General features: G+C 72.5%; 30 protein-coding genes. 13 read left to right on the top strand and 17 right to left on the bottom strand.

All coding sequences use genetic code 11. The features are described from left to right. Positions 1-31 precede the first annotated feature (31 nt). The gene (locus ACLQ3K_RS11990) at positions 32-1,006 is read left to right on the top strand and encodes a type IV toxin-antitoxin system AbiEi family antitoxin domain-containing protein (protein ID WP_425999524.1); all 975 of its coding nucleotides are present in this window, start codon (positions 32-34) and stop codon (positions 1,004-1,006) included. A gap of 152 nt (positions 1,007-1,158) precedes the next feature. Here ACLQ3K_RS11990 and ACLQ3K_RS11995 read toward each other — a convergent pair whose 3' ends face one another. The 7 genes from ACLQ3K_RS11995 to ACLQ3K_RS12025 are packed head-to-tail and all read right to left on the bottom strand — an operon-like array spanning position 1,159 to position 7,490. Beyond that, on the bottom strand, positions 1,159-2,019 hold the full coding sequence (locus tag ACLQ3K_RS11995; RefSeq protein ID WP_425999526.1) for a M48 family metalloprotease: 861 nt from the start codon (positions 2,017-2,019) through the stop codon (positions 1,159-1,161). Between the two features lie 11 nt (positions 2,020-2,030). Continuing rightward, positions 2,031-3,023, bottom strand: coding sequence for a polyprenyl synthetase family protein (locus ACLQ3K_RS12000; protein WP_224647603.1), 993 nt, complete (start codon positions 3,021-3,023; stop codon positions 2,031-2,033). A gap of 4 nt (positions 3,024-3,027) precedes the next feature. Continuing rightward, complete coding sequence (locus ACLQ3K_RS12005) at positions 3,028-3,717, bottom strand: demethylmenaquinone methyltransferase (RefSeq protein WP_425999529.1); 690 nt, start codon at positions 3,715-3,717, stop codon at positions 3,028-3,030. A gap of 10 nt (positions 3,718-3,727) precedes the next feature. After that, positions 3,728-4,882: a glycosyltransferase family 4 protein gene (locus tag ACLQ3K_RS12010; RefSeq protein ID WP_425999531.1), complete on the bottom strand. Its 1,155-nt coding sequence runs from the start codon at positions 4,880-4,882 to the stop codon at positions 3,728-3,730. Between the two features lie 38 nt (positions 4,883-4,920). Then, positions 4,921-5,373 carry a DUF3592 domain-containing protein gene (locus ACLQ3K_RS12015; RefSeq protein ID WP_068523938.1) on the bottom strand — a complete coding sequence of 151 codons (453 nt, stop codon included), beginning with the start codon at positions 5,371-5,373 and terminating at the stop codon, positions 4,921-4,923. After that, positions 5,370-7,055, bottom strand: coding sequence for a 2-succinyl-5-enolpyruvyl-6-hydroxy-3-cyclohexene-1-carboxylic-acid synthase (gene menD, locus ACLQ3K_RS12020; RefSeq protein ID WP_425999533.1), 1,686 nt, complete (start codon positions 7,053-7,055; stop codon positions 5,370-5,372). The genes ACLQ3K_RS12015 and menD overlap by 4 nt, the downstream gene beginning before the upstream one ends. A 21-nt stretch (positions 7,056-7,076) precedes the next feature. Continuing rightward, the gene (locus ACLQ3K_RS12025) at positions 7,077-7,490 is read right to left on the bottom strand and encodes a MarR family transcriptional regulator (RefSeq protein WP_425999535.1); all 414 of its coding nucleotides are present in this window, start codon (positions 7,488-7,490) and stop codon (positions 7,077-7,079) included. 74 nt (positions 7,491-7,564) lie between these two features. On the opposite strand from ACLQ3K_RS12025, the gene ACLQ3K_RS12030 reads away from it, so the two are divergent. Next, positions 7,565-8,650, top strand: coding sequence for an AbrB family transcriptional regulator (locus ACLQ3K_RS12030; protein ID WP_425999537.1), 1,086 nt, complete (start codon positions 7,565-7,567; stop codon positions 8,648-8,650). Beyond that, a complete protein-coding gene (locus ACLQ3K_RS12035; protein ID WP_425999539.1) occupies positions 8,647-9,912 on the top strand; it encodes a saccharopine dehydrogenase family protein in 1,266 nt (421 codons plus the stop codon). Before ACLQ3K_RS12030 ends, ACLQ3K_RS12035 begins: the two co-directional genes overlap by 4 nt. Positions 9,913-9,916: 4 nt before the next feature. On the opposite strand, the gene ACLQ3K_RS12040 is transcribed toward ACLQ3K_RS12035, so the two are convergent. Together ACLQ3K_RS12040 and ACLQ3K_RS12045 are read right to left on the bottom strand one after the other, a co-directional pair. Further along, the gene (locus ACLQ3K_RS12040) at positions 9,917-10,177 is read right to left on the bottom strand and encodes a metal-sensitive transcriptional regulator (RefSeq protein ID WP_425999541.1); all 261 of its coding nucleotides are present in this window, start codon (positions 10,175-10,177) and stop codon (positions 9,917-9,919) included. Further along, positions 10,174-10,566: a DUF302 domain-containing protein gene (locus tag ACLQ3K_RS12045; protein ID WP_425999543.1), complete on the bottom strand. Its 393-nt coding sequence runs from the start codon at positions 10,564-10,566 to the stop codon at positions 10,174-10,176. Before ACLQ3K_RS12045 ends, ACLQ3K_RS12040 begins: the two co-directional genes overlap by 4 nt. A gap of 126 nt (positions 10,567-10,692) precedes the next feature. On the opposite strand from ACLQ3K_RS12045, the gene ACLQ3K_RS12050 reads away from it, so the two are divergent. Both ACLQ3K_RS12050 and ACLQ3K_RS12055 read left to right on the top strand, forming a co-directional pair. After that, positions 10,693-11,061, top strand: a complete 369-nt coding sequence (locus tag ACLQ3K_RS12050; RefSeq protein WP_425999545.1) for a carboxymuconolactone decarboxylase family protein — start codon at positions 10,693-10,695, stop codon at positions 11,059-11,061. 10 nt (positions 11,062-11,071) lie between these two features. Continuing rightward, positions 11,072-11,233 (top strand): hypothetical protein, encoded by a 162-nt coding sequence (locus ACLQ3K_RS12055; protein ID WP_166443497.1) that lies wholly within the window; start codon positions 11,072-11,074, stop codon positions 11,231-11,233. Positions 11,234-11,240: 7 nt separating this feature from the next. Here ACLQ3K_RS12055 and ACLQ3K_RS12060 read toward each other — a convergent pair whose 3' ends face one another. Beyond that, positions 11,241-12,671: an amidase gene (locus tag ACLQ3K_RS12060; protein ID WP_425999548.1), complete on the bottom strand. Its 1,431-nt coding sequence runs from the start codon at positions 12,669-12,671 to the stop codon at positions 11,241-11,243. A gap of 108 nt (positions 12,672-12,779) precedes the next feature. On the opposite strand from ACLQ3K_RS12060, the gene ACLQ3K_RS12065 reads away from it, so the two are divergent. Beyond that, positions 12,780-13,427 (top strand): TetR/AcrR family transcriptional regulator, encoded by a 648-nt coding sequence (locus ACLQ3K_RS12065; protein ID WP_425999550.1) that lies wholly within the window; start codon positions 12,780-12,782, stop codon positions 13,425-13,427. 20 nt (positions 13,428-13,447) lie between these two features. Here the strand turns inward: ACLQ3K_RS12065 and ACLQ3K_RS12070 are convergent, their stop codons facing one another. Further along, positions 13,448-13,924, bottom strand: a complete 477-nt coding sequence (locus tag ACLQ3K_RS12070) for a hypothetical protein (RefSeq protein WP_425999552.1) — start codon at positions 13,922-13,924, stop codon at positions 13,448-13,450. Positions 13,925-14,021: 97 nt separating this feature from the next. Between ACLQ3K_RS12070 and ACLQ3K_RS12075 the strand changes: the two genes are divergently transcribed. Then, on the top strand, positions 14,022-14,486 hold the full coding sequence (locus ACLQ3K_RS12075; protein ID WP_425999554.1) for a hypothetical protein: 465 nt from the start codon (positions 14,022-14,024) through the stop codon (positions 14,484-14,486). On the opposite strand, the gene ACLQ3K_RS12080 is transcribed toward ACLQ3K_RS12075, so the two are convergent. Beyond that, complete coding sequence (locus ACLQ3K_RS12080; protein WP_425999556.1) at positions 14,487-15,461, bottom strand: o-succinylbenzoate synthase; 975 nt, start codon at positions 15,459-15,461, stop codon at positions 14,487-14,489. A 24-nt stretch (positions 15,462-15,485) separates the two neighbouring features. Between ACLQ3K_RS12080 and ACLQ3K_RS12085 the strand changes: the two genes are divergently transcribed. Continuing rightward, positions 15,486-16,412, top strand: coding sequence for a 1,4-dihydroxy-2-naphthoyl-CoA synthase (locus ACLQ3K_RS12085; RefSeq protein ID WP_224647586.1), 927 nt, complete (start codon positions 15,486-15,488; stop codon positions 16,410-16,412). Between the two features lie 22 nt (positions 16,413-16,434). Here ACLQ3K_RS12085 and ACLQ3K_RS12090 read toward each other — a convergent pair whose 3' ends face one another. From ACLQ3K_RS12090 to ACLQ3K_RS12100, 3 genes are all read right to left on the bottom strand, one after another. After that, positions 16,435-17,718 (bottom strand): alpha/beta fold hydrolase, encoded by a 1,284-nt coding sequence (locus tag ACLQ3K_RS12090; protein WP_425999558.1) that lies wholly within the window; start codon positions 17,716-17,718, stop codon positions 16,435-16,437. Positions 17,719-17,837: 119 nt separating this feature from the next. Continuing rightward, positions 17,838-19,079 (bottom strand): RNA polymerase sigma factor, encoded by a 1,242-nt coding sequence (locus ACLQ3K_RS12095; protein WP_425999560.1) that lies wholly within the window; start codon positions 19,077-19,079, stop codon positions 17,838-17,840. A gap of 1 nt (position 19,080) precedes the next feature. Further along, the gene (locus ACLQ3K_RS12100; RefSeq protein ID WP_425999562.1) at positions 19,081-19,449 is read right to left on the bottom strand and encodes a YciI family protein; all 369 of its coding nucleotides are present in this window, start codon (positions 19,447-19,449) and stop codon (positions 19,081-19,083) included. Between the two features lie 99 nt (positions 19,450-19,548). On the opposite strand from ACLQ3K_RS12100, the gene ACLQ3K_RS12105 reads away from it, so the two are divergent. From ACLQ3K_RS12105 to ACLQ3K_RS12125, 5 genes are all read left to right on the top strand, one after another. Then, the gene (locus ACLQ3K_RS12105) at positions 19,549-20,175 is read left to right on the top strand and encodes a TetR/AcrR family transcriptional regulator (RefSeq protein ID WP_425999564.1); all 627 of its coding nucleotides are present in this window, start codon (positions 19,549-19,551) and stop codon (positions 20,173-20,175) included. 52 nt (positions 20,176-20,227) lie between these two features. Then, positions 20,228-21,196, top strand: coding sequence for a hypothetical protein (locus ACLQ3K_RS12110; protein ID WP_425999566.1), 969 nt, complete (start codon positions 20,228-20,230; stop codon positions 21,194-21,196). Between the two features lie 125 nt (positions 21,197-21,321). After that, the gene (locus tag ACLQ3K_RS12115) at positions 21,322-21,741 is read left to right on the top strand and encodes an HIT family protein (protein ID WP_425999568.1); all 420 of its coding nucleotides are present in this window, start codon (positions 21,322-21,324) and stop codon (positions 21,739-21,741) included. A gap of 31 nt (positions 21,742-21,772) precedes the next feature. Then, positions 21,773-22,222, top strand: coding sequence for an SRPBCC family protein (locus ACLQ3K_RS12120; RefSeq protein WP_425999570.1), 450 nt, complete (start codon positions 21,773-21,775; stop codon positions 22,220-22,222). 322 nt (positions 22,223-22,544) lie between these two features. Further along, entirely contained in the window at positions 22,545-23,006 is a 462-nt protein-coding gene (locus tag ACLQ3K_RS12125) for a hypothetical protein (protein WP_425999572.1), read from the top strand. A gap of 10 nt (positions 23,007-23,016) precedes the next feature. Here ACLQ3K_RS12125 and ACLQ3K_RS12130 read toward each other — a convergent pair whose 3' ends face one another. After that, positions 23,017-23,361, bottom strand: a complete 345-nt coding sequence (locus ACLQ3K_RS12130) for a VOC family protein (protein ID WP_425999574.1) — start codon at positions 23,359-23,361, stop codon at positions 23,017-23,019. 118 nt (positions 23,362-23,479) lie between these two features. Continuing rightward, the gene (locus ACLQ3K_RS12135; RefSeq protein ID WP_425999576.1) at positions 23,480-24,619 is read right to left on the bottom strand and encodes a BTAD domain-containing putative transcriptional regulator; all 1,140 of its coding nucleotides are present in this window, start codon (positions 24,617-24,619) and stop codon (positions 23,480-23,482) included. Positions 24,620-24,665: the final 46 nt, after the last annotated feature.

The raw sequence follows: 24,665 nt of genomic DNA on the forward strand, positions 1-24,665 counted from the left end.
ACGAAATGTTGGGGATACTCACCAGTAGCCTGTGGAGGAAGCGGCTCGCAGCGCAGCTGGGCGGCAAACGCGGCGGTTCAATGCCTCCATGGGGGAACTACTCACACGCGCGTATCTACTCGCCACCGGCCGCAGCAGCCCGGACATCAGCCGTGCAGTCGCGGAGGGGGAACTGATCCGGCTGGCCAGCGGCGTCTACACGACGCCGGGCGACCGTCCAGCGCACGCGGTGTATCGCCTGAAAGTCCTCGCGACGGCGATGACCTGCAGGAACGCGGTCAGCTTCGAGAGCGCGGCCGCGTTGCACGACATTCCCTTCCTCCGTCCGAGCCGTACCGACGTGCACTTCACCGTCGATCGAGTCCACGGCGGAGGGAGGCGGCCGGGTGTCCACGTGCACCCGCGTCCACTCACCGACGCCGAGATCACCCACGTCGACGGTGCCCTGGTGACGACTCGGGCCCGCACCGCGATCGATGTCGCGATGACCGGCGACCTGATCCGCGCCGTCGCCGCGATCGACAGCGTCCGCCTGATCCGCCGTTTTCCGTCGGCGAACGATCCGGCGCCCGTCGGGGTCGAGGAATTGTCCGCGACCCTCGACCGCCTCGGCCGGCGCCGCGGATCCGCAACGGCGCGACGCGCCCTGGAACTCTCCGTGGACTGCGCCGAATCGGCAGGCGAGTCCTGGTCACGGATGCTGATGATGGCGTGGGGCATGCCGATGCCCCGGTTGCAGACCTCCTACCGCTTCGGCGGGCGGGAACACTTCGTCGACTTCGAGTGGGGGTCGCTCGTCGGCGAGTTCGACGGATCGGGCAAATACGGCGACCGCGACGCCGAACGGGCCGCCTCCCTGGAGGCGGAGAAGGAACGCCAGGCGCTGTTCAGCACTCACGGCATGGAAGTGGTCCGATGGGGCTGGTCGAACCTCACGAACGACGCGCTCCTCCGCCGCAAACTGAGCAGCGCGTTCGCCCGGCACGGCATCGAGTGGGCGGCATGACCGGGACATCGTCCCCCACGCGTCGTCGACCACGCGTGGGGGACGGCATCTCCCCCACCCCGCGACCGACTTCTCATGGGGGACCGGCCGTCCCCCGCGCGGCGTCGACGTCCCCCACGCGGCGTTGAACTACGATGCGGCGGACCGTCGGGCTACGACGTGAGGGCCTGCAGGCGCTCGACGCGGCGGTCGACGGGCGGTTGCGTGCGGAAGATGCGGCCCATGCGGTCGCTGTCGAGGAACGGGCAGACCAGCATGGTGTTGGCGTGCACGGCGATCTCGGGCTCGGGCGGCAGGGGTGCGCGGGCGGCACCGTCGGACACCTTCTCCAGGGCGCTGACCAGCGTGGACGGCGACCCGGTCAGCAGCGCACCGGTGTGGTCGGCGCGGTAGTCGACGGTCCGCGAGACGCCGAGGCGGATCAGCGCGCCGGCGATGGGCGCGAGCACCGACAGCATGGCGTCGACGACCCGGCTGCGCCGCGCGCCGCCGTCGCCGAAGCCGAGGAGGTAGCCGAAGCCGGCGAAACCGCAGATCACGGCGCCGAGCGCCCCGGCGACGGAGGCGGTCAGCGTGTCGCGGGAGCCGATCCGGGCGAGCTGGTGCGCCAGGACGGCCCGCAGCTCGTCCTCCGAGAGCAACTCCAGCAGCCCGATGGTCACGCACACCGCGGAGTGCGTCGGGCCGTGGCCGGTCGCGAAGGCGGTGGGCGCCGCGGTGGGCGAGACGTAGATCGCGGGCATGGGCAGCCGCGCGGAGGTCGAGAGTTCCCGGACCAGCCGGAACAGCGCGGGTTGCTGCAGTTCGGAGACGCTGCGCGCATGCATGGCGCGCAGCGGCAGCGACGGCCCGCTGACGTACAGGTAGGCGCACACGCCGGCGGCGAGCACGATCGAGAGCACGAAGGCCGTCTGCCCGAAGACCGCGCCGGTGGCCATGAGGAAGCCCGCGACCAGCGCCAGGAGCAGCGCGGTGCGGATCTGATTGCCGGTCCTACTCCCCAGGCCCTGCACTTCGGGGGTCCTCAGCCCAGGCGGGCGACCGTGAAGGTGACCAGGGACTCGAGGGAGGAGCGGGGCTCGGACTCGGGCAGCTCGGCCAGCTCGGCGCGGGCCTCGTCGGCGTAGCGGGCCAGCGTGGCCTGCGCCTCCTTCATGCCCGCGGAGCGGCCGAGGAGCTCGATGGCCTCGTCGACCAGCGCGTCGTCGGTGACCGGGCCCACGAGGATCTCGCGCAGGCGGTCGGCCTCGGGGCCCTCGTCACGCAGCGCGTAGAGCACCGGCAGGGTGAAAACGCCCTCGCGCAGGTCGGTGCCGGGCGTCTTGCCGGAGTCCTGGGCGATCGAGCTGATGTCGATGATGTCGTCGCTGATCTGGAACGCCATGCCGATGGCGGCACCGATGCGGTACATCCGCTGCGCCGTCGCCTCGTCGGCGCCGCCGTGCAGCGCGCCGAGCAGGCCGCAGGTGGCGATGAGGCTGCCGGTCTTGCCCCAGATGGTGTCGAGGTAGTGCTGCACCGGGTCGCCGTCGCCGGCGCCCTTGAGCTCGAGCATCTGGCCCGTGACCAGCTCACCGAAGCACTTCGCGATGACGCCGACGGCGCGGGGGCCGAGATCGGCGCCGTACGCGGAGGCGCGGGCGAAGAGGAAGTCGCCGGCGAGGATCGCGATCGAGTTCCCCCACCGCGCGTTGGCCGACGGTGCGCCGCGGCGCGTGTCCGCCTCGTCCATCACGTCGTCGTGGTACAGCGTCGCGAGGTGGGTCAGCTCCATCGCCGCGGCGGCGGTGATGACCTGGTCGGACGGGGCTCCGCCGATCCGGCCGGAGAGCACCGTGAACATGGGCCGGAAGCGCTTGCCGCCGGCCTGGAAGAGGTGCAGGGCCTCCTCGATCACGCACCCGTCGGCCTCGGCGATGCCGTCGGCGATGACCTGCTCGACGCGGGCGAGGTCCGCGCGGATCCCCGCCGCGAACTCGTCGGATCCCAGCGAGACCCCGGCTACCGTCTTCTCCACGTGTTCAGCCTAGCGGGCGGGTCGCGGTGTGCAGCGCGACGATGCCGCCGGTCAGGTTCGTCCAGGCCACGTCGCCCCAGCCCGCCTCGCGGAGGAGGTCCGCGAGCTCGGCCTGCGCCGGCCAGTTCCGGATCGACTCGGCGAGGTAGGTGTAGGCCTCCGGGTTCGACGATCCCTTCGCCACCACCTGGATGGCCTCCAGCGCGACCTTCTCGTAGAGGGTGCGGAAGGCGCCGTTGGTCGGGGTGGAGAACTCGCACACCACGAGGCGGCCGCCGGGCCGCACGACGCGCGCCATCTCGCGCAGCCCCGCGACGGTGTCCTGCACGTTGCGCAGGCCGAAGGAGATGGTGGCGGCGTCGAAGGAGTCGTCCGCGAGCGGCAGCGCCATCGCGTCGCCCGCGACCATCGGCACCCGGCGGAAGGCGCCGGCCTGGAGCATCCCCGTCGAGAAGTCGCAGGCCGCGACCCAGGCGCCGGAACGGGCCAGGTCGACGGTCGAGACGCCGGTACCGGCGGCGAGGTCGAGCACGCGGTCCCCGGGCTTGAGGTCGAGCGCGCGCCGGGTGCGGGCGCGCCAGTACCGGTCCAGCCCGCCCGTCATGAGCGTGTTGGTCCGGTCGTACCGGCGCGCGACACCGTCGAACATCGACGCGACGTCGCCCGGTTTCTTGTCCAGAGAGGCCCTTGCCATGCCCCGAAAGCTACACGACGGCGCGGACCGAGCGGCCCGCCGCAGGTCCGGCGATCACGCTCTCGTAGTGCCCGAACAGCTGGTCGCAGAGGGCCGGCCAGGTGCGGGCCAGAACGGACTTCCGGGCGGCCTCGCCGAACCGGGCGCGCAGCGCGGGATCGGCCAGGGTGTCGATGACGCCGGGCAGCAGCTCGGCGAACTCGGCGGTCGGCAGCAGGTAGCCGTTGCGGCAGTGCGCGACGAGGTCGCGCGGGCCGCCCTGGTCGGGCGCGATCGACGGGACGCCCGAGGCGAGCGCCTCCTGCACGGCCTGGCAGAAGGTCTCGTGCTCGCCGGCGTGCACGAAGACGTCGAGCGAGGCGTACGCGGCGCCGAGGTCCTCTCCGCCGAGCTGCCCGGTGAAGACCGCGTGCGGTAGGAGCTTCTCCAGTCGGGCGCGCTCCGGGCCGTCGCCGACGATGACGAGCTGCACGTCGTCGCGGTGCGCGAGCCCGGCGAGCCGCTCGACGTGCTTCTCCGCGGCGAGCCGCCCGACGAAGCCGACCACCAGCCGGTCGGGGCGGTCCCCCAGCCAATCGGCGCGCAGCGCGGCGGAGCGGTGCGACGGGGCGAAGCGCTCCGCGTCGACGCCGCGCGCCCAGGTCTTGACCCGCGGGATGCGGTGCGCCTCGAGGTCGGCGACGGACGCCGACGACGGGGCGAGGGTCAGGTCGCACTGCTTGTGCATCTGCCGGGTCCACCACCAGGCTGCGCGCTCGAGCGGGCCGAGCCCGTAGGAGCCGGCGAACCCGGCGACGTCGGTCTGGAAGATCGCGACGACGGGGATGCCGAGCCGCTTCGCCGCGGCGAGGCCGCCCGCGCCCAGGAAGTAGGGCGAGGCGAGGTGCACCACGTCGGGGCGGAAGTCGCGCAGCACGTCGACGATGAGCATGTTCGGCTGCCCGATCGGCAGCGACGAGATCTTCGGCAGCATCCGCGCGGGCACCCGGTGCACGGGGAACCCGAGGTGCTGCGTCGGCGCCGGCTCCTCGCCCGCGACGGCATCGGGCGCGATGACGATCGCCTCGGCGCCCGTGCGGCGGCAGTGCTCGAGGACGCGGAGCACCGAGTTGGTGACTCCGTTGACGTTCGGCAGGAAGGACTCGGCCACGATCGCGATACGCACGTCAGCAGTGTCGCCCGGGGCGGTGACCGTGAGGTTCCCTACCGGTCGACGGTGCGCGGAACGTCAGGTGAACTCTCACCCCGGTGATAGCCGGCGGCGATGAGCAGCATGATCGCCCCCACCACCAGCCACGTCCCCGCGGCGACGGAAGCGGCGGGCAGGATCGCGACGACCGCGGACCGTCCGGCGACGCGCACCAGCTCCGGATCCGAGCGGCTGTACTCGACCTGGATGCGGTCGCCGACGTTGAGCTCGCTCGGGTACAGGACGCCCAGCGGAGGATTGTGGTTGACGCCGTCGGTCGTGTAGAAGCTGATCGTCGAGCGGCGGGGCCCGGCGGAGAGCACCTCTGCGGTCGCGGTGCCGCGGTCGGCGTCGATGGTCCGGTCGTCGCGCACGGCGGCCGCGACGAGCACGACGCACAGCCCGGTGATGAGGATGGCCGCGCCCAGCAGGACGATCTGCACGCGGCGCAGCGCCGTGCGGCTCATCCGCGGTCCTCCGAGCCCGACGGTCCGCCCGAGGCCGCGCCCGGCACCGCGGCGCTGATCCGCGCCCGCATGCCGGCGTGCAGCGCGCGCAGGCCGGTGCGCTCGGTGCGCACCTCCACCACGCGCAGTCCGTCGGCGCGGGTCGCGTCGGCGAGGTCGTCGAGCTCGGCACGCACGTACTCGACGCCGTAGGCGGCGCAGAGGGAGCCGATGTCGGTGCCGTGCGGCGTGCCGAAGACGCGGGCGGCGGCACCGTCGTACTCCGCCCCGGAGTACCGCTCCTCCCCCTGCTCGAGCAGGTTGAAGATGCCGCCCCCGTTGTCGTTGGCGACGACGATGGTGAGGTTAGCGGGCCTGGGCTCCTCGGGGCCGATGAGCAGGCCGGAGGCGTCGTGGACGAAGGTCAGGTCGCCCATCAGCGCGACGGTGCGCCGGTCCGGGTGGGCGAGCGCGGCGCCGACGGCGGTGCTGACGGTGCCGTCGATGCCCGCGACGCCGCGGTTGGACAGCACGCGGACGCCGGACGGGACGTCGCCGGCGAGGGCGACGTCGCGAACCGGGTTGGACGCCCCGACCACCAGCTGGTCGCCGGTGCGCAGGGCCGCGCAGACGGCGCGGGCCACGTGCAGGCCGGTGACGGGCTCGGCGTCGAGTCCCTCGGCCACGGCCTCCCGCGCGGCGGCGTCGGCGTCGGCGCAGCGCTGCAGCCAGGCCCCGTCGGGCTCGCCGACGGGCAGCACCCGCGTTCCCGTGGCGGCGACGTTGCCGGAGACGTCGGGCCAGCGCGGCCCCGTCGTCACGGCGTAGACGGTGACCTCGGGATCGGCGAGCAGGGCGCTCACCTCGCGGTGCAGGGTCGGGCGGCCGCAGATGATGGCCTGCCGCGGCTTGAGCGCGGGCAGGGCCCACGGGTGCAGCGCGTTCTCGGGGTGCGGGGCCGTCGGCTCGGCGACGGTGGGCAGTCCGGCGAGCGCTGGGTTCTCGCCCGCCCCGTGCCCGGAGATGACGACGGTGTCGGGGGTCAGGTCGATCGGCAGCGGCACGTCGAGGGTGGCGACGGGCGCGACGGTCCACGGCCCGCCGTCGGGCCGGCCGTGCGCGAACTCGGGCGACGGGTCGTCGGGGACGAGCGGCTCGCGCAGCGGGATGTCGAACTGGACGGGGCCGGCGTTGCCGGTGCGGGCGCCGCGGGCGGCGGATAGCGCGCGGCAGACGGCGCTGCGCCACTGCGAATTGCGGTCGAGGCCGGGCTCGGCGAGGCCGAGGGACAGCGACGCGCGGACCTGGGTGCCGAAGATGCCGAACTGCTCGACGGTCTGGTTGGCGCCGGAGCCGAGCAGCTCGTAGGGCCGGTTCGCGCTGACGACCAGCAGCGGGACGCGGGCGTAGTTGGCCTCGTAGACGGCGGGCGCGAGGTTCGCGACGGCGGTGCCGGAGGTCATGATGATCGCGACGGGGCGGCGGGCGGCCGCGGCGAGGCCGACGGCGAGGAAGCCGGCGGTGCGTTCGTCGATGCGCACGTGCAGCCGCAGCTCACCGCGCGCGTCCGCCGCGTGGACGGCGAAGGCGAGCGGCGCGTTGCGCGAGCCGGGGCACAGCACCACGTCGGTGACGCCGCCGCGGACCAGCTCGTCCACGATCACGCGCGCCTGGAGCGTGGACGGGTTCGGCGGCTTCTGCATGCGGACCACCTTACGACCGCATCACCCGTCGGCCAGCTTCGCCAGGACCGGACCGGCCAGGAGCAGGAGGTCCCGTTCGAGGTCGGTGAGCCGTTCGGCCATGGCCGCCTCGAGCCAGGCGTTGCGGATCCCCCGGTCCTCCTCGATGACGGCGCGGCCCGCCGCGGTCAGTTCGACGTACTGCCGCCGACGGTCCGCCTCGTCCCGGCGCCGGCGCACCAGGCCGGCATCGGCGAGGGCGTTGAGCGCGGGAGTGAGGGTCTGCGCGCGGACGTGGTGCGCCTCCCCCAACTCGGCCGGCGTGGCAGGTCCGCCGCGGTCGAGGCTGCCCAGGATCAGGTACTGGGTCTCGGTGAGCGCGCCGGGGCGACGGTGGGCGCGGATCTCCCGGCTGAGGGAGTGCACGCCGTAGCGGAGGTCGCTGACATCGGACATAACAAGAGTTTACTTCATACTTTTGCACATTTCGCGAGTTGCACGCCGTGTTCCACAAGCAGATACTTGTAGTCATGCGAAGTGAGCTGACGAGATGGACCGGCCTGATCGTCGCCTCCTGCGCCCTCTCCGCCGCACTGATCGCGGTCGGCGTGCCGAGCGCACCGCTGTTCGCGGCCCTCGCGTGCGCGGTGGTGGCGGCACTCGCGGGCCGGGCGCCGGGGCCGATCCCGCGGCCGGTCCAGCTGGCTGCGCAGGGCGTCCTCGGCGCGTACATCGGCACGCTCATGCAGGCGCACACGGTCGCGGCGCTGGGCTCGCGGTGGCCGGCGGCGCTGCTCGTCGGGTTCGCGACATTGCTGCTCTCCGTCGGCGCCGGGGCGCTGCTGGGCCGGCACCGCGACACGGATTCGATCACCGGCTCGCTCGCGCTCGTCGCGGGCGGCGCGTCGGGGCTGGTCGCGATCGCGCGCGAACTCGGCGGCGACGAGAAGGTGGTCGCGGTCGTCCAGTACCTGCGCGTCGGGCTGGTGACGGTCTCGCTGCCGCTGGTCGCGGCGTTGTACCCGCACACGCCGGGCTCCTCGTCCGCGGACTCGGGCCCCGCGCGCCCCTGGTGGTTCGACCTGGGTTTCACCGCGCTGTGCGTCGGTGGCGGCCTGGCCGTCGGGCTCGCGACGCGGCTGCCCGCGGGCGGCCTCCTCGGCCCGCTCGTCGCTTCCGCCGCGCTGCCGCTGTCGGGCGTGGCAGCCGGGGCGACGGTGCCCGTGGCACTCGTCTTCGCCGGCTACCTCGTGATCGGCTGGCAGGCGGGCGTCGGGTTCACCCGCGAGTCCCTCACGGCGATGGCGCGGTTGCTCCCCTGGGCGACGCTGCTCATCGTCGGCGTCGGGATCGGCTGCGCCGGCCTGGGCTTCGCGCTGTCCGCGATGACCGGCGTCTCCGCGCTCGACGGCTACCTCGCGACGACTCCCGGCGGGATCTACGCGGTGCTCGCCGTGGCCGCCTCCTCGAACGTCGACATCACCTTCGTCGTCGCCGCGCAGCTCATCCGCGTGCTGCTCATGCTCTTCCTCGCCCCTGTCGCAGCGCGCGGCTTCCAGAAGTGGCGAGCAACGCGCGAGCGCGACCGTGCGAACACTGCTAACATCGCGGCATGACTGCGGGTACCAGGGAATTCGACCTCATCGTCTTCGGCGCGACCGGCTTCGTCGGCGTGCTGACGGCGCGCCACCTCGCGAAGCACGCGCCCGACGGTGTGCGCATCGCGCTGGCCGGCCGCACGCAGGCGAAGCTGGAGAAGGTCCGCGCCGAGCTCGGCGAGCGGGCGAAGGACTGGGGCGTCGTCGTCGCCGACGTCGACAAGCCCTCCACCCTCGACGCGATGGTCGCGCGCACGACGGTCCTGTGCAGCACCGTCGGTCCCTACGCCCTCTACGGCGAGACGGTCGTGGGCGCGTGCGTCAACGCCGGCACGCACTACACCGATCTCACGGGCGAGGTGCTCTTCGCGCGGCGCTCGATCGACAAGTTCCACGAGCAGGCCGTCGCCAACGGCACCAAGATCGTGCACTCCTGCGGATTCGACTCCATCCCGTCCGACCTCGGCACGTTCCTCGTCTACGAGAAGGCGCAGGCTGACGGTGCCGGCACGCTCGGCTCCACGACCCTGGTGATCCGCTCGATCCGCGGCGGCGCGAGCGGCGGCACCATCGCCTCCGCGATCGGCCTCGCCGACGAGGTCAGCGCCGACCGGGACGCCCGCCGCGTCGCCGGCCGCCCGCACTCGCTCAGCGTCGACCACACCCGCGAGACCCCGAAGCAGCCCGGCGACCTGTCCGTCGTCGACGCGAAGACCGTCGACCCCTCGCTGACCGGCAAGCTCGCGCCGTTCTTCATGGCCAGCTACAACACCCGCGTCGTGCGCCGCTCCAACGGTCTCCTCGACTTCGCCTACGGCCCCGACTTCACGTACCGGGAGACGATGGCCGTGCCCGGCCCGCCCGTCGTCTCGACGGTGGCCGCGCACGCCGTGCAGGGCGCGCTCGCGGTGGGCATGGCGGCGCTCGCGATCAAGCCGCTGCGGCCGGTGCTCGACAAGATCCTGCCCTCGCCCGGTGAGGGCCCGAGCGAGTCCTCGCAGGCGAAGGGCTCGTTCATCGCCGACGTCTACACCCGCACGACCAGCGGCCGCCGCTACCTGTCGACCATCGGCGCCAAGCTCGACCCCGGCTACAGCGGCACCGCCGTCATGCTCGGCGAGTCCAGCCTCGCGCTGGCGCTCGACGGCGACACAGCCCGCGGCGGCGCGACGCTCCCCGACCGCGCGGGCGTCCTCACGCCGGCCGTCGCGCTCGGCGACGTGCTCGCGGATCGCCTGCGCGCGCAGGACTTCACCGTCACCGTGGAGGAATTGACCTAGCGTTTCACGCGAGGGCGAGGAAGAGCTTCTCCAGCTTCTTCTGGTCGACGTTCTCGGGACCCTCGGTCGCGATGCAGTGCTGCAGGCCGGTGGCGACGAGGGCGTAACCGCTGCGGCCGAGCGCCTTGTTCACGGCGGCGAGCTGGGTGAGCACGTCCTCGCACTCCTCCCCGTCCTCGAGCATGCGGATCACGGTCGCGAGGTGGCCGTGGGCCCGCTTGAGTCGGGTCACGATGGGCTTCGCGCCCTCCTCCGGGAGCTTCATGCGCGGAGCCCGTCGAGCATGCCGGCCAGTCGCTCCCGCGCGTCGGCGGCGACGCCGGACAGCGCTGCGGTGCCGGTGAATTCGGGCATCACGTCCGGGTCCATCACCTCGACGAGCGCGCCCGCGCCGTCCGCCGAGACCACGACGTTGCACGGCAGCAGCGCGGCGACGCGCGGGTCGATGCCCAGCGCCTCGTGGGCCAGCTGCGGCCGGCAGGCGCCGAGGATCACCTTCGGCGGCACCTCGACGCCGAGCTTCGCCTTGAGCGTGGCCGTGAGGTCGATCTCCGTCAGCACGCCGAAGCCGGCGTCCGCGAGGCCCGCGCGCACCCGCGCCACCGCCTCGTCGTAGGGCGCGTCGATCGCTGCGCTCATCGTGAATTCCGCCATGGGTCCGTTCCTTCCGTCGCCGACGCGACCCTCGATGTCGCCGTCCCACCCATGGTTACACATCCCCCCAGGGGGATGCTAGGTTCGTGACGAACATCCCCCCAGGGGGTTACCGGAAGGACGACGATGAGCACCCACGACCACCCCACCGACGGCGCCGCGACGCTGCGCGCGCTCCAGCCCCAGCACCGCGACCTGCGTCGCGCGATCCCCGACGTCTACGCCGGCTTCGGGGCGCTGAGCAGCGCCGCCTTCGCCGACGGCGCGCTCGAGAGGAAGACCAAGGAGCTCATCGCCTTCGCCATCGGCGTGGTCGAGGGCTGCGACGGCTGCATCGCCTCCCACGGGCAGGCCGCGGCGCGCGCGGGCGCCACCGAGCAGGAGGCCGCCGAGGCCATCGGCGTCACGTTCCTCATGCACGGCGGCCCCGCCACGATCCACGGCGCGCGGGCCTTCGAGACCTTCCGCGGCTTCGTCGCCGGCGCGGACGCGTAAGGTCCGGCCCATGTGCAGTGCGATCACCTGCCGCGTGTGCGGCAAGACCACCTGGACCGGCTGCGGCTCCCACGTCGACGCCGTCCGCGCCACCGTCCGCCCCGAGGACTGGTGCGACGGTCACGCCGCGCCCGCCGAACAACCCGCCAAGCGCGGCTGGTTCCGCCGCTAGCCGATCACTACCCGTCGATGCGCGCGAAGGGGCGCAGCTCCTCCACCTCGTAGGCGAGCTCGAGCAGCGCGGCCTCGGTGCCCGCGGGCCCCGCGAACTGGGCGCCCAGCGGGAGCCCGGCACCGTCGAACCCGCACGGCACGGAGATGGCCGGACCGCCCGAGACGTTGTTGAGCGGCGTGATGCCCACCATCGCGATGGTGCGGGACATGAACTTGTCGAAGGGCAACGCCGGGTCGAGGTGGCCGATCCGCGGGGTGGTGTTCGTCATCGTCGGCGAGAGCATCGCGTCGACGCCGCGCTCGACGAACATCCGCTCGTAGTTCCCGGTCACGGCCCGCAGCCGAGCGATCGCCCCCGGGATCGACGGTGCGCCGAACAGCCCCGACCGCAGCAGGCTGCGGGTCACGGGGTCGAGTGCGCCGAACCGCCCCGGCGTCACCGCCCCGGTGACGGCGACCTCGAGCCCCGCGAGCAGGCCCCAGTAGTGCAGGAAGTCGTCGACGAAGCCGCCGTCCACGCGGAGGTCGGCCATCGAGAGCTCGACGATCTCGTGCCCCTGATCCGTCAGCTCGTCGGCGAGCGAACGCACCGGCGCGAGGCACTCGGCCGCGATGCCGAACTCGGTGACCGACTCGGTGACCAGCCCGATCCGGCGGCGCCGGCCCGGCCCGCGCACGTGCCCGACGGGCGGCAGCGCGGGGTTCCGGCGGTGCCGTTCGGCCGCAGCGAAGTACCGCGCGGTATCGCGGACGGTGCGCGTGAGCACGCCCTCGCACACCACGTTCACCGGCAGCACCGCGAGGGCGGGCAGCTCGGCGAGCCGGCCGCGCGTGCCCTTGAGCCCGACGAGGCCGTTGAGCGCCGCGGGGATCCGGATCGAGCCGCCGCCGTCGTTCCCGTGCGCGATCGGCAGTGCGCCGGAAGCGACGAGCCCCGCGGAGCCCGACGACGAGCCGCCCACGGTGTAGTCGGTGTTCCAGGGGTTGCGGGCGGGCGCGCGGTCGGCGAACTCGGCGCTCGCGGTCATGCCGAACTCCGGCATCACGGTCGAGGCCAGCACGTTCACGCCGGTCGCGGCGAACTGCTCGCCGACCGGCCCGGAGCGCTTGACCGGCGTCGCGGGCAGGGCCGCCGAGCCCATCGTGGTGGGCAGGCCCGCGAAGGCGGTGTTCTCCTTGATCGCCGACGGGACGCCGTAGAACGCCGCGTCCGCCGGGGCCTGCGGCCCGGTCCCGCCCTCGGGCAGCCACCAGCGCACCGCCCGGGTCGCCGGGTCGACGGTGCGGATCCGCTCCGTCGCCGCCGCGGCGGCCTCGGCGACGCCGAGCGTCCCGGCGGCGATCGCCTCGGCGACGCCGGTGGCGTCGAGGGTGCCGAGGGCGTCGTCGGTGAAGGCGTTCGCCCGCGTGCCGGCGTGGGTGATCTCCGTGGTCATGGCTGCTCCTCCGGCGCGCACGCCGAGTTTGTACAAACTTACAGAAATGGACGATAGCCCGAGTCTGGAACTTTGTACAGACTTTGCTCGCGGCCTAGACTGCGGAGCGTGGAGGAGCGCAAACACCGGCAGAGCACGCTGGAGCGCAAGCGCGCGCTCATCGACGCCGCTGTCGAGATCGTGGGCGAGTCGGGGTACGCGTCCGTCACGCACCGCGCGGTCACCGCGCGGGCGGGCCTGCCCACCACGTCGATCGGCTACTTCTACTCGTCGATCGACGAGCTGACCCACGAGGCGATGCGGACGCTCGTCGCCGAGGAGTTCGAGCGGCTCGGCGTCCTCGCCGGCGTCCTCGACGACATCGACGCGACTCCCGACCAGGTGATCGCGGCGTTCGCCGAATCCTCGCAGGTGCGGCGGCCGGACTCACTCGCGCTCATCGAGGCGTACCTCCGCGCCGCGCGCGACGAATCCGCGCGCCCGGTGGTCGAGGAGTACGTGGCGGCGGCCGACCGCCTCGCCTCCGCGGCGGCGGGACTCGCGGGGGTCCGGGCGGAGCCCGACCTGGTGCGGGGCGTGGTCGCGCTCTTCAATGGGTTCACCATGATCGAGTCAGCCCTGCCCGATTCCGCGGACGTCGCGATCAAGAAGCGCGCGCTGCGCACGCTGCTGATCGGCGCGCTGTTCGAGCAGGGCCACGAGGACGCCGCCCGCGCGCTGCGCGACCGGACCGACCCCCCGGGCCCGGTCGGCTAACTGGGCCCGGTCCAGGTCGGCTAGCTGGGCTCGGGCGCGAGCGTGCCCGCGCTGTCGCCCGCGGCGATCCGGGCGGCCATCCGCTCCTGCGCCTCGCGGATCCCGCTGGCGTAGGCGGGATCGATCGCGGAGTCCAGCGCGAAGTCGAACTCCCGGCTGGTCTGCAGCCGGTCCGCCGCGTCGGCGAAACGGCCCTGACGGCGGTAGCCCTCGGCCAGGTTGAGGTGCAGCGACGGCATGAACCCGGCCACGCTGAGCGACGGGTGGATGGCCTGCAGTTCCGCGTCCGAGACGTGCGCGGACTCCGCGAGCGCTACCTCGTCCCACTCCACCTCGGCGTCCAGCTCCTCCTGCACGTCCGCGATGTAGTGCGCGGCGATGCACCGCGCCGGATGATCGCCCGGCGCGATCCGCGCCCACGTGGCCTCGAGCTTCTGCTTCCGCTCGGCCGGCTCCCCCGTCATCGCGGCGCCGAGCTCCGTCATCAGATTCTCCATGGCCCGCACCCTAGCGCCCGCCACCGACAGGAAACTCCCAGCGGACTCCCGCCGCGAAATCCCCCGGTGGCGGCATGCGTAGGACTACAAAGAAACGATGAGACGCACACTGGTGGCCGTCCTGTCCGCGCTGCTGCTCGCGCTGGTGGGCGCGCCGCCGGCGCAGGCCGCCGACGTCGAGGCCGCGATCGCGCGCGGGATGACGCTCGTGGGCACCGATACCTTCGGCGAGTACGGCTGCGAGGACTTCGTCGACTTCGCCTACGGCAAGACCACCGCCACCGGCATCCCGCGCGATCACGCCCGCTCCTTCTACGAGGCCCTGGAGGCCAAGGGGCTCGGCCACGCGAAACTCCCCGCGCCGCGCGGCGCGCTCGTCTTCTCCCAGAGCGACTACGGCTATCACGTGGACATCTCCCTCGGGAACGGGAAGTACCTCAGCGGCGGCGTCCAGGGGCTGTCCAACGGCTGGGGCGACGGCTCGCAGATCCAGATCATCCCGGAGCCCGACATCGCACCCAACTCCAGGCTGCTGGGCTGGGCCTACGCCCCCTGGAAGTAGCTACCGCAGCAGCGCGTGGCACCGTCGGAGGCGGTCCAGCCACCAGTCCCGCCGCTCCCCCGCCACCTCGACCGCCGCCAGTCGCGCCTCGGTCGGCACGACGGTCCGTACCCGCAGCGCGCCGTCGACGAGGGGATGCTCGCCGAGGTCCGCGGTGAAGAAGCCGCCGGTGCCGAGGCCCGCGGCGTTGCCGTCGGGGATGCACGCCGCGGCGGCGATACCGGCCGACAGCCCGACCGCGGTGTCCAGCGCGGACGAGACCGTCACCCGCACGCCCGCAGCCGCTTTCAGCGCGGCGGCCACGTCCAGCACCGCCCGGATCCCGCCCAGTGGGGCCACCTTCACCACCGCGACGTCCGCGGCGCCGAGCTCGGCGACCCGCATCGGATCGTCGGCGCGGCGGATGGATTCGTCGGCGGCGATGTCGCAGGCGCCGCCCAGCCGGCGACGCACCTCGGCGAGCTCTTCGACGGTGGCGCAGGGCTGTTCGGCGTAGTCGAGCGGGCCGCCCTCGAGCAGCCGGGCGATCGCACGCTCGGCCTGGTCGACCGTCCAGCCGCCGTTCGCATCGACGCGGATCGCCCCGTCGGGCATCGCCTCCCGCACGGCCGCCACGCGGGCCAGGTCCTGCGCGAGCGTCTGCCCCGTCTCGGCCACCTTCACCTTCGCGACCCGGCAACCGGGGAACCGGGCGAGCACCTCGGGGACCCGGCTCGCGGCCACAGCGGGGACGGTCGCGTTCACCGGCACCACGGTGCGCAGCGGCGCCGGGAAGCCCTCGTGCGCGGCCTCGATCCCGGCCCGCAGCCACTGCGCCGCCTCGGCGTCGTCGTACTCGGGAAAGGGACCGAACTCGCCCCAACCGGCCGGCCCCTCGAAGACCACGGCCTCGCGGGCCGTGATCCCGCGGAAGCGCACCCGCATCGGCAGGCGCACCACGCGCGCTGCGGCCACCAGTTCGTCGACGTCCACCACGACCCCAACAGTAGAGTCGGCTGCGTGACTTTCAACCCCGAGCTGTGGCAGCCGGTCCCCGGATTCGAGGACCTGACCGACATCACGTACCACCGGCACATCACGCAGGGCACCGTCCGCGTGGCCTTCGACCGGCCGGAGGTGCGCAACGCCTTCCGCCCGCACACCGTCGACGAGCTGTACCGCGCGCTGGACCACGCACGGTGCACCCCCGACGTGGGCGCGGTGCTGCTCACCGGCAACGGCCCGGCGCCGAAGGACGGCGTGTGGTCGTTCTGCTCGGGCGGGGATCAGCGCATCCGCGGGCGCTCCGGCTACCAGTACGCCACCAGCCACGACTCCGACGTCGAGGCCGCGACCGCGGACGGCGTCGACGAGGCGCGGGTCAAGGCCGAGGGCGGCCGCCTGCACATCCTGGAGGTGCAGCGCCTGATCCGGTTCATGCCGAAGGTCGTGATCGCGCTCGTCAACGGCTGGGCCGCGGGCGGCGGGCACTCACTGCACGTCACCTGCGACCTCACGCTCGCGAGCCGCGAGCACGCCAAGTTCAAGCAGACCGATGCCGACGTGGGCAGCTTCGACGCCGGCTACGGCAGCGCGTACCTCGCCAAGCAGGTGGGCAACAAGTTCGCGCGCGAGATCTTCTTCCTGGGCGACGTCTACAGCGCCGAGGACATGCACCGCATGGGCGCCGTGAACCGCGTCGTGGACCACGACGAGCTCGAGAACGTCGCGCTCGAGTGGTCCGCGAAGATCCTCGGCAAGAGCCCGCAGGCGCAGCGGATGCTCAAGTACGCCTTCAACCTCCCCGACGACGGTCTCGTCGGGCAGCAACTGTTCGCCGGCGAGGCGACCCGCCTGGCGTACATGACCGACGAGGCCGTCGAGGGCCGCGACTCCTTCCTGGAGAAGCGCGCCCCCGACTGGTCCCCCTTCCCCTACTACTACTGACCGCACGTCGGACGCTGCGGGGTCACCGCCGAGTCATGGTCGAGGCGTAGCCCCCGCCGCCCGGGTACACCCAGGCCCCGTCGAGAACGCTGTCGCCGTCGGTGAACACCCCGCGGAAGTACGCCGGACTTCCGGCCGGGCCGGCCCAGATGGTGAGGGTGTCGCCGTCGAGCTCGTACGTGTAGTCGAGGGTGTTGCCCAGCGAGTCGTAGAAGCGGGACGAGAGTTCCGCGCCGGCGGGCTCGCCGAACGGCTTGAGGTGGCCGATCACTTCGAGTCCGGTGATCTGCTCGCCGAACTGTTCGAGCTCGACGTGCTGGAGCAGGAAGTGCCGGCCGGGCATCCATTCGTAGCGCACGATCCCCTCGGCGCCGCCGGTCACGGCCCACTCCCCGACGAGCCGGTCGAGTGCGGCGACGGCCGCGCTGGGCCCGGGGTTCTGTCCGTCGACGGTGCCGTCCGTGTCGCCCGACGGTGCCGGGAGCGCGCGGACGAAGGCGCGGAGCTGCTCGGCGACCGGTTCGGGTGCGATCCAGAAGGCGGAGTGGTCCTGGCCCTCGAGGGTGAGGACGGTGACGTTCGGCAGGAGCGCGGCGAGGGCGGCGGCGCCGCGACGGATGAACTCCTCGCCGTTGCCGCCGACCGCGACGGCGATCGGGGCGTCGATGTGCCAGCGATCGGCCGGTAGCGGCGTCCCGTCCTGCAGGCCGGCGAGGATGCGGCCGTCGTAGGCGTAGGTGTGGGCGTAGCGCACCATCTCCTGCCACGACGGGTCCTCCTTCATCATCGGCAGGTACTCGGCGGGCACGCGGATCATCTCGGTCATGAAGTAATCGACCGCTTCGTCCCGGCGGCCGGCGGCCACGAGTGCCTCCTGGTGCGCGAGGTAGTCGGCCGGTGCGGGTTCGCGGGAATCGTCGACGATGAAGGGCGGCTCGTAGAGGTAGATCCCCGAGACGCGGTTGCCGAGCGCGCTCGCTGCGTCGAGGGCCAGGCCGCATCCGCCGGATCCGCTCGCGAGGTAGGCGGGCCCGCCCACCGTGTCGAGAAGCGCGGCGAGGTCGTCGATCTCGCGCGCGGGATCGTAGGGCTGCGGGTCGCCGCTGGCGCCACGGCCCCGGCGGTCGTAGGTGATCACCGAGAAGTCCGCGGCGAGGGCGGCGGCGATGCCGGCGACGCCGGTGCGGTCCTCGGCGACGTTGCTGACGATGACGATCGCGGGGCCGGACCCGGTGCGCTCGTAGGCGATGACGGTCCCGTCGGCGGAGGTGACGGTCGAGGTGACGGTGGTGCTGATGGCGTCCATGGCGTGCTCCTTGGTGGTGTCCGGCCGCCCCTGCGGCGGCCTTCATACGACACCTCGGAGCCGGCTCGGCGTTCTTGACATCACCGCCCGAGAAACTTCGGCGGAGCTGGGACCGCTGGTCAGGAAGTGTGGTCGTCGGCCTTGCCGTGCAGGTAGCGGGCCTCGACGTCGTTCGCGGTGAGGTCGGCGGCGGCGAGGAACTCGGCCCGCGCCTCGCCTCCAGCGCCCGACCGGGCCAGGAGGTGTGCCCGGACGGCGCGGGCCCGATGCGCGGTGAGCGGGTGCTCCAGCAGCCCGTGCGCCCGGTCGAGGGTGTCGAGGAGGTCCAGGGCCGGCTGCGCACCGTAGGCATGCGCGACGGCGACGACGCGCGCCAACATCACTGGTCCGCCCGGCTCGAGGTGTTCCAGTGCCAGGTACAGGGCCGCGATCTGCGGCCAGTCCGTCGCCGCGTCCGACGGCGCCTCCGCGTGGACCGCGGCGATGGCCGCCTGCAGCCGGTACGCGCCGACGGGGCCCTGCGGCCACGCCGCTTCGATCAGCGCGGCGCCCTCGTCGATCATCTGCCGGTCCCAGCTGGTTCGGTCCTGCTCGGCCAGGGGGACGAGCGCACCGTCGGTGTCGACGCGGGCAGCACGACGGGCGTGCGTGAGGAGCATCAACGCGAGCAGGCCGGTGGACTCCGGGTCGTCCGGGACCTGACGGTGCAGCAGCCGCGCGAGCCGGATCGCCTCGGCGGCGAGATCCGTGCGCACGAGCTCCGCCCCGGCGGACGCGGTGTAGCCCTCGTTGAAGACGAGGTAGAGCACCTTGCGCACCGTCTGCACGCGGGCGGCCAGGTCGTCGCCGGCGGCGAACTCGAACCGGGCCCCGGTCTTGCGGAGCTGCTGTTTCGCGCGGCTGATCCGCACCGCCATCGTCTGCTCGGTCACACCGTGGGCGTGCGCGATCTCGGCCGTCGTGAGGCCGCCGACGGCGCGCAGCGTCAGGGCGACCCGCGACGTCGCCGACAGCGCGGGATGGCAACACAGGAGCAGGACGTGCAGGCTGTCGTCGACGGCGAGCGCGGGACCGGCTTCGTGCCCGGATGCGGTGTACTCCTCCGCGCGTCGACGGTCCGCCGCCTGCGCGCGGATCAGGTCGACCATGCGGCGGTAGCCGACGCGGATGAGCCAGGAACGCGGATCGTCGGGGATGCCGTCGTCCGGCCAGTGCCGGGCTGCGGCGATCATCGCCTCCTGCGCCGCGTCCTCCGCCGCGTCGAACCGGCCGAAGCGGCGCGCCAGCGCGCCGACGACGTTCGGGGCCTCGGCGCGCAGGATCGCCTCCATCGCGGCGCCGCGCTGTGCTGAGGTCCTCACGTCAGGCGAAGTCGTCGCCCATGATCGGGCGGATCTCCATCGGCTCGCCGAGCACGTCGACCATCCGCGCGACGATGTCCTTCGCCCGGTCGAGGCTCGAGACGTCGATGATCGCGAAGGACGCGAGCACCTCCTTGAGCTCCGCGTACGGGCCGTCGGTGACGACGACCTTCCCGTCCGCCTTCTGGACCGTCGTCGACATCACCGGGTGACCGAGTCCCTCGGCGCTGACGAACTCCCCCGTCGCGCGAAGCTCGGCCTCGAACTTCTGGTACTCCGCGAACGCCGCCAGGGCGTCCTCCGACGGCACGTCCGCCGTCGCACCGTCCCACGCCTCCGCCGGGGTGTACCCCAGGAGCAGGAATTTCATGTCTCGCTCTCCGTCCCACGACGCCTGCGGGGCGTCTCGCCCGTGGCCTCAACCTACCGGTTCACTCGGCACCTTGATCGGCCGATTAGAATTCTGATCATGAAATCAGGAAAGGTGGCGCCGAGCTTCATCGAGCTGGCGCGGCGACGTCAGCTCGTGGAAGCCGCCATCGAGACGATCGCGGAGGTGGGCCTCGCCAAGGCGTCGAACGCCGCGATCGCCGCCCGCGCACAGGTGAGCCCGGCGCTGATCAACTACCACTTCGGATCCCGGCAGGGGCTGATCAGTCAGACGCTGGCGACGATCCAGCAGCGCGTCGACGAGGCGATGGAGCCCGTCGGGGTGGACGAGTGCTACGTCTCCGCACTGAACGGGATGCTGCAACGATTCGCTGCGTACTGCCTGGACAACCTGCCGGCCATGCTCGTGCTGACTCAGGTCGAGCGCCGCGACAGGTCCGACCGGACAGCTGCGGACGCCGAGCGGGACAAGGGCCTGGAGGAACTGCGCTCGTTCGTCACGGAGGGGCAGACGGCCGGTCAATTCCGCCTCGTCGACGCCGGGCTCGTCGCCTCAGTCCTGATGAACGCGATGACCGACCTGCCGCGGGAGATCCGTGATCGCGCGGACGCCGATCGCACGGTGTTCGAGCAGGACTGGCCGCTCCTCCTCGTCAACACCATCGCGGTCGCCGCGGCGCCCGAAGGCGATCATGGCGACGAGTGAGGGCGGCCCCGTCGAGCGGGGCGGCGATCCACCCGGACCGGTTCGGCCGGCCGTGGGCGCACAGACGACAGCCGGCCCCGTCCTGACCCTGTTCGTGCTCTCACCACTGATCGGCGAAATCGTGGGGGCGGCATTTCGTTTCAGCTACTTCACCCAGCCGCTGCGAGTGATCGCCATCGTCTGCTTCTACGGCGCGGGAGCGGTGCTGGTCCGGGAAGTGGTGCAGCGCCGTGGCCTCGGCGGCTGGGGACTGTTGGCGCTCGCGCTCGCCTTCGGCCTGCTCGAGGAGGGTCTCGGACTCCAGACCGTCTTCAATCCGCAAGGAATGGACGGAGAGACGGTCTACGGACGAGCGTTCGGAGTCAATTGGCTCTGGGCGGTCGTGGTCACCGGCTACCACGCCGTCTGGAGCATCGTCCTCCCGATCGTGCTGACACACCTGATCTTTCCGGAGCGGCGACACCGCCCATGGCTCTCGCGCAGCATGGTGGGCGTCTTCGCGGGGATCTTCACCCTCGGCTTCGCCGTCTTCGTCGTCATCTCGCTGGTGCGATCCGATTTCCGTCTGTCGGCAACTCAGATCATCGGCGGGATCGCCACGGTCGCCGTCCTGACCTGGTCGGCCGACAGATGTCGCGGCCCGTGGCACACCACGTCGACGAAACCGTGCCCCCGGCCTGCCATCGTCGGAGCCGCGGGATTCGGCGCCGGCCTGGCGTGGTTGACGCTCTACCTGGTCGCCTTCATCGGCACCCCTGTGTCGTTCGTGGCGTGGACGGTCGCCGCGCTCGCCTTCGCGGCCACCGTCGCAGGGGTCGTGCGCCACTGGGTCGGACGGCCGAACTGGAGCCGGCGGCATCAGCTCAACGGCAGTCTCGGCGCGGTGCTGGCGCTGTGGCTGTTCGGGCTGTTCCTCGTCGCGAACGGCGGACGGATCGACGACATCGTGTTCCAGTTCGCCGTTCTCCTCCTCATCGTCGTCGGGTACGCGTGGTTGCGCCGGCGCACGCGCCAGCGGTAGCCGACAGGGGCCGCCGTTCGGCATCCACGCCCACGACGTTCTAACCTGGCCCCATGCGTCGACACGACCTTCACCGGCTCCTGCACACGTCCGATCCCCAGTCCCCGTACCGCCACTGAGCACCGATGGCACAGTGCGTGTTCTGCGCGATCGTCGCGGGTGAGGCGCCCGCGGCGGTCGTCACCGAGTCGGACGAGGTGATCGCCTTCCTCGACGTCCGGCCCATGAGCGAGGGCCACACCCTGGTCGTCCCCAAGCGGCACGCGGCCCGCCTCGCCGACCTCCCCGCCGACGACGGCGCGCGGATGTTCGCGCTCGGGCACCGTCTGGCCCGGGCCGCGCGCGACGGCGGGCTCCGGGCCGACGGCGTGAACCTCGTCGTCAACGACGGCCGCGCCGCCTTCCAGACCGTCGATCACGTACACCTGCACGTGATCCCGCGATTCGCGGGCGACAAGCGCGCCATGCTCGGCCGGGTCCTCCGCCGCAAGCCGCGCACGTCCGACGGCGCCGCCGCCATCCTCCGCGACGCCCTGCCGGACTGACACCGGGCGCCGCCGCACGTATCGTGCTCGCATGGACGTCGACGTGGTGGTCGAGCGCGTGATTCCCGTTGCGCGCGAGCGGGTCGCGGAGTTCGCGGGCGATCCGTCGAACGCCCCGCTCTGGTACGCGAACATCCGCTCCGTCGCGTGGCGGACGGAGCCGCCGGTTCGGCTCGGTTCGCGGATGGACTTCGAGGCGCGGTTCCTGGGGCGCCCGCTGGCGTACACGTACGAAGTGACGGAACTCGTCGCGGGCGAGCGGATGGTGATGTGCACCGCCGACGGCCCCTTCCCGATGGAGACCACGTACACGTGGGAGACGGTGCCCGGCGGCACCCTCATGCGGCTGCGGAACCGCGGAACTCCCAGCGGTTTCGCGCGGGTCGCCGCGCCGGTCATGGCGCGGGCGATGCGGTCCGCGATGACGAAGGACCTCGACCTCCTGAGCCGGCTCCTCGTCGACGACGGTCCGCGCACCTGACGTGTGCGATTGTGACCGCTGAGCGGGCACAATCGCACACACCTCAGTCCGGACGGGGGCGCGCTCGGCGGCCAGGCCACGCCGTGCGTCGACAATCCCGGCACCCGCGCGCAGATCGCGACGCGCACACTGAGCTGGTGGAACGACGGCAAGCGGTACGGCGGCGAGGTCACGGCGCGGCCCGACGGCTCCTTCACCACGCTGATCGGCGAGAAGAAGGTCACCTTCACCGTCGGCGGGGAGGGCACCGTCGGCAAGGCGGTCGGGCGCTACTCCGCCTGACTCCTTCCCGCACGCGCGCGCACCGGGTAGCGTCGGAATCATGGGAATCATTTCCATTAGCACCGAGCTGCCACTGCCCGCCGCCCGCGCCCGGACGATGGCCTCGACGCCCGAGGTGATGCTCTTCGTCCTCGCGCCCGTGCTGTCCTTCGATATGGCCGGGGCCCCGCCCGCGGGCGTTCCCGTCGAGGTGGGCTTCTCGGCGCGCGGCCGAGTGCGCTGGCTCGGCGTGATTCCCACCTGGACCCACGAGATCACCGTGCGGCGGCTCGACGAGCTCGAGATCTACACCAACGAGCACGGCGGCCCGATTCGCGTGTGGAACCACCGCCTGACCTTCGAGCCGCTCGGGCCGGACCGGTGCCGCTACACCGACGAGATCGAGACCGAGGACGGCCTCCAGGGTCTGTTCACGGGTCTGTTCGTGCGCGCGATGTTCCGCCACCGGCATCGACGATGGCGCGTCCTGGCCGCCACCGTCGCGGCGATCGACGCCTCCTAGCGGAAGGGAGTCAGCCGTGCGCGCGCTGGCGCCCCTGCTGGTACAGCCCGATCGCGCCGCCACCCGGCAGCGTCAGCGACGTCAGCAGCCCCCAGCCCTGATCGGTGACCGGCGCCGCCTCGACGCCCTTCGCCCGCAGCGCCGCGACCTCCGCCTCGACGTCGTCGCACATCAGGTACAGCTCCAGCTTCGGCGGGCCGTCGGTGGGATGGACGGCGATCTCCGACGCGGGCAGCGGCAGGATCAGCCAGCCCTGGCCGGCGTCGACTCCCTCGACACCGAGGACGTCGCGCAGGAAGGCGCGGTCGGCGTCCGCGTCGGCGGAGTAGTGGATGATGTGCGCCCCGTTGATCATCCGCCCACGGTAGCGCCGAATCTTCGGTGCGTGTCGGCGACGACACGCCGATGTCCGATCGCAGAATCGCACCGAGGAAGCGGGCGACTACCTGGCATCGACGTCAGCGCGCGGCGAGCTACTCCTCGATCACGCGGAAGACGTAGGTCGTCCTGCCCAGGGTGAGCTCGTCACCGTCGGACAGGGGGAGCTGGCCGGCGACGCGACGTTCCCCGACGTAGGTGCCGTTGGAGGACTGCAGGTCGCGGACGGCGAAGCCGCTGACGGAGCCGGTGATGACGGCGTGCTCGCGGGAGACCTTGGTGTCGTCGATGCTGATGTCGTTGTCGGGGAGGCGGCCGAGGCGGACCTCGCCGCGCACCGGGTACTCGGTCCCGTCCTCGGCGGTGAGCGTGCCGCGCGGGCCGGCGCCGTCGATGGTCACGTCGGTCTCGGTCTTCTCGAAGGCGCGCCCGTCCCCCGGCTGCGCGGCGGGCCGCGCGACAGTGAAGGCCAGCTGCTCCTGGCGCAGCACCTTGCCCTCCAGCTCGACGAGCGCCGGCGTCGGATCCGCGCCCAGCTCGTCGGCGAGGGTGCGGCGCAGGTCGCGGGCGGCCTCCAGGGCGTCGGCCTGGCGACCCGTGACGTACAGCGCGGTGATGAGCTGGCCCCACAGCGGCTCCTGCAGCGGGTGCTCGGAGACGAGGCGGCGCAGCTCGCCGATGACCGACGCGGCCCGGCCGGCGGCGATCTCCGCGTCGTACATCGCGGACTGCACGGCGGCGCGCTCCTCGGCCATGCCGATCGCGAAGTTGTCGGCGAACTGCAGGCCCCGCAGGTCGGCGACCGCATCGCCGCGGAACTCCGAGAGCGCGGAGGCGAAGGCCAGCGACGCCCGGTCGTAGCGGCCGGCGGCGGCGAGCTCGGCGCCGCGGCGCCGCGCCGAGTCGAAACGGCCGATGTCGGACTGCTCCGGCTCGAGGTCGAGGCGGTACGTCGAGCCGGAGGTGACCAGCAGGCCGTCGAGGCCCGAACCGGCCCCCGGACCGCGGAGCGCCTTGCGCAGCCCGCTGACGAAGACCTGGAGGCTGGCGCGGGCGGAGGCCGGCGGGTTGCCATCCCACACCTGCTCGCTCAGGGAGTCGACGGTGACGGCGCGGCCGCGATTCATCACGAGCAGCGCGAGCACCGAACGCGGCTTCACGCCCGACACCTCGTTCGGCGCGCCGTCCACGGAGAGCGAAACCTGGCCCAACACGCGGATATCCAAAGACGCCATGCGCAAATAGTAGTCACGGCCCGTCAATCGCCCCGCGGTAGACCGC

Source organism: Tsukamurella sp. DT100 (genome assembly GCF_049844855.1).
In the GTDB taxonomy this organism is placed as follows: domain Bacteria; phylum Actinomycetota; class Actinomycetes; order Mycobacteriales; family Mycobacteriaceae; genus Tsukamurella.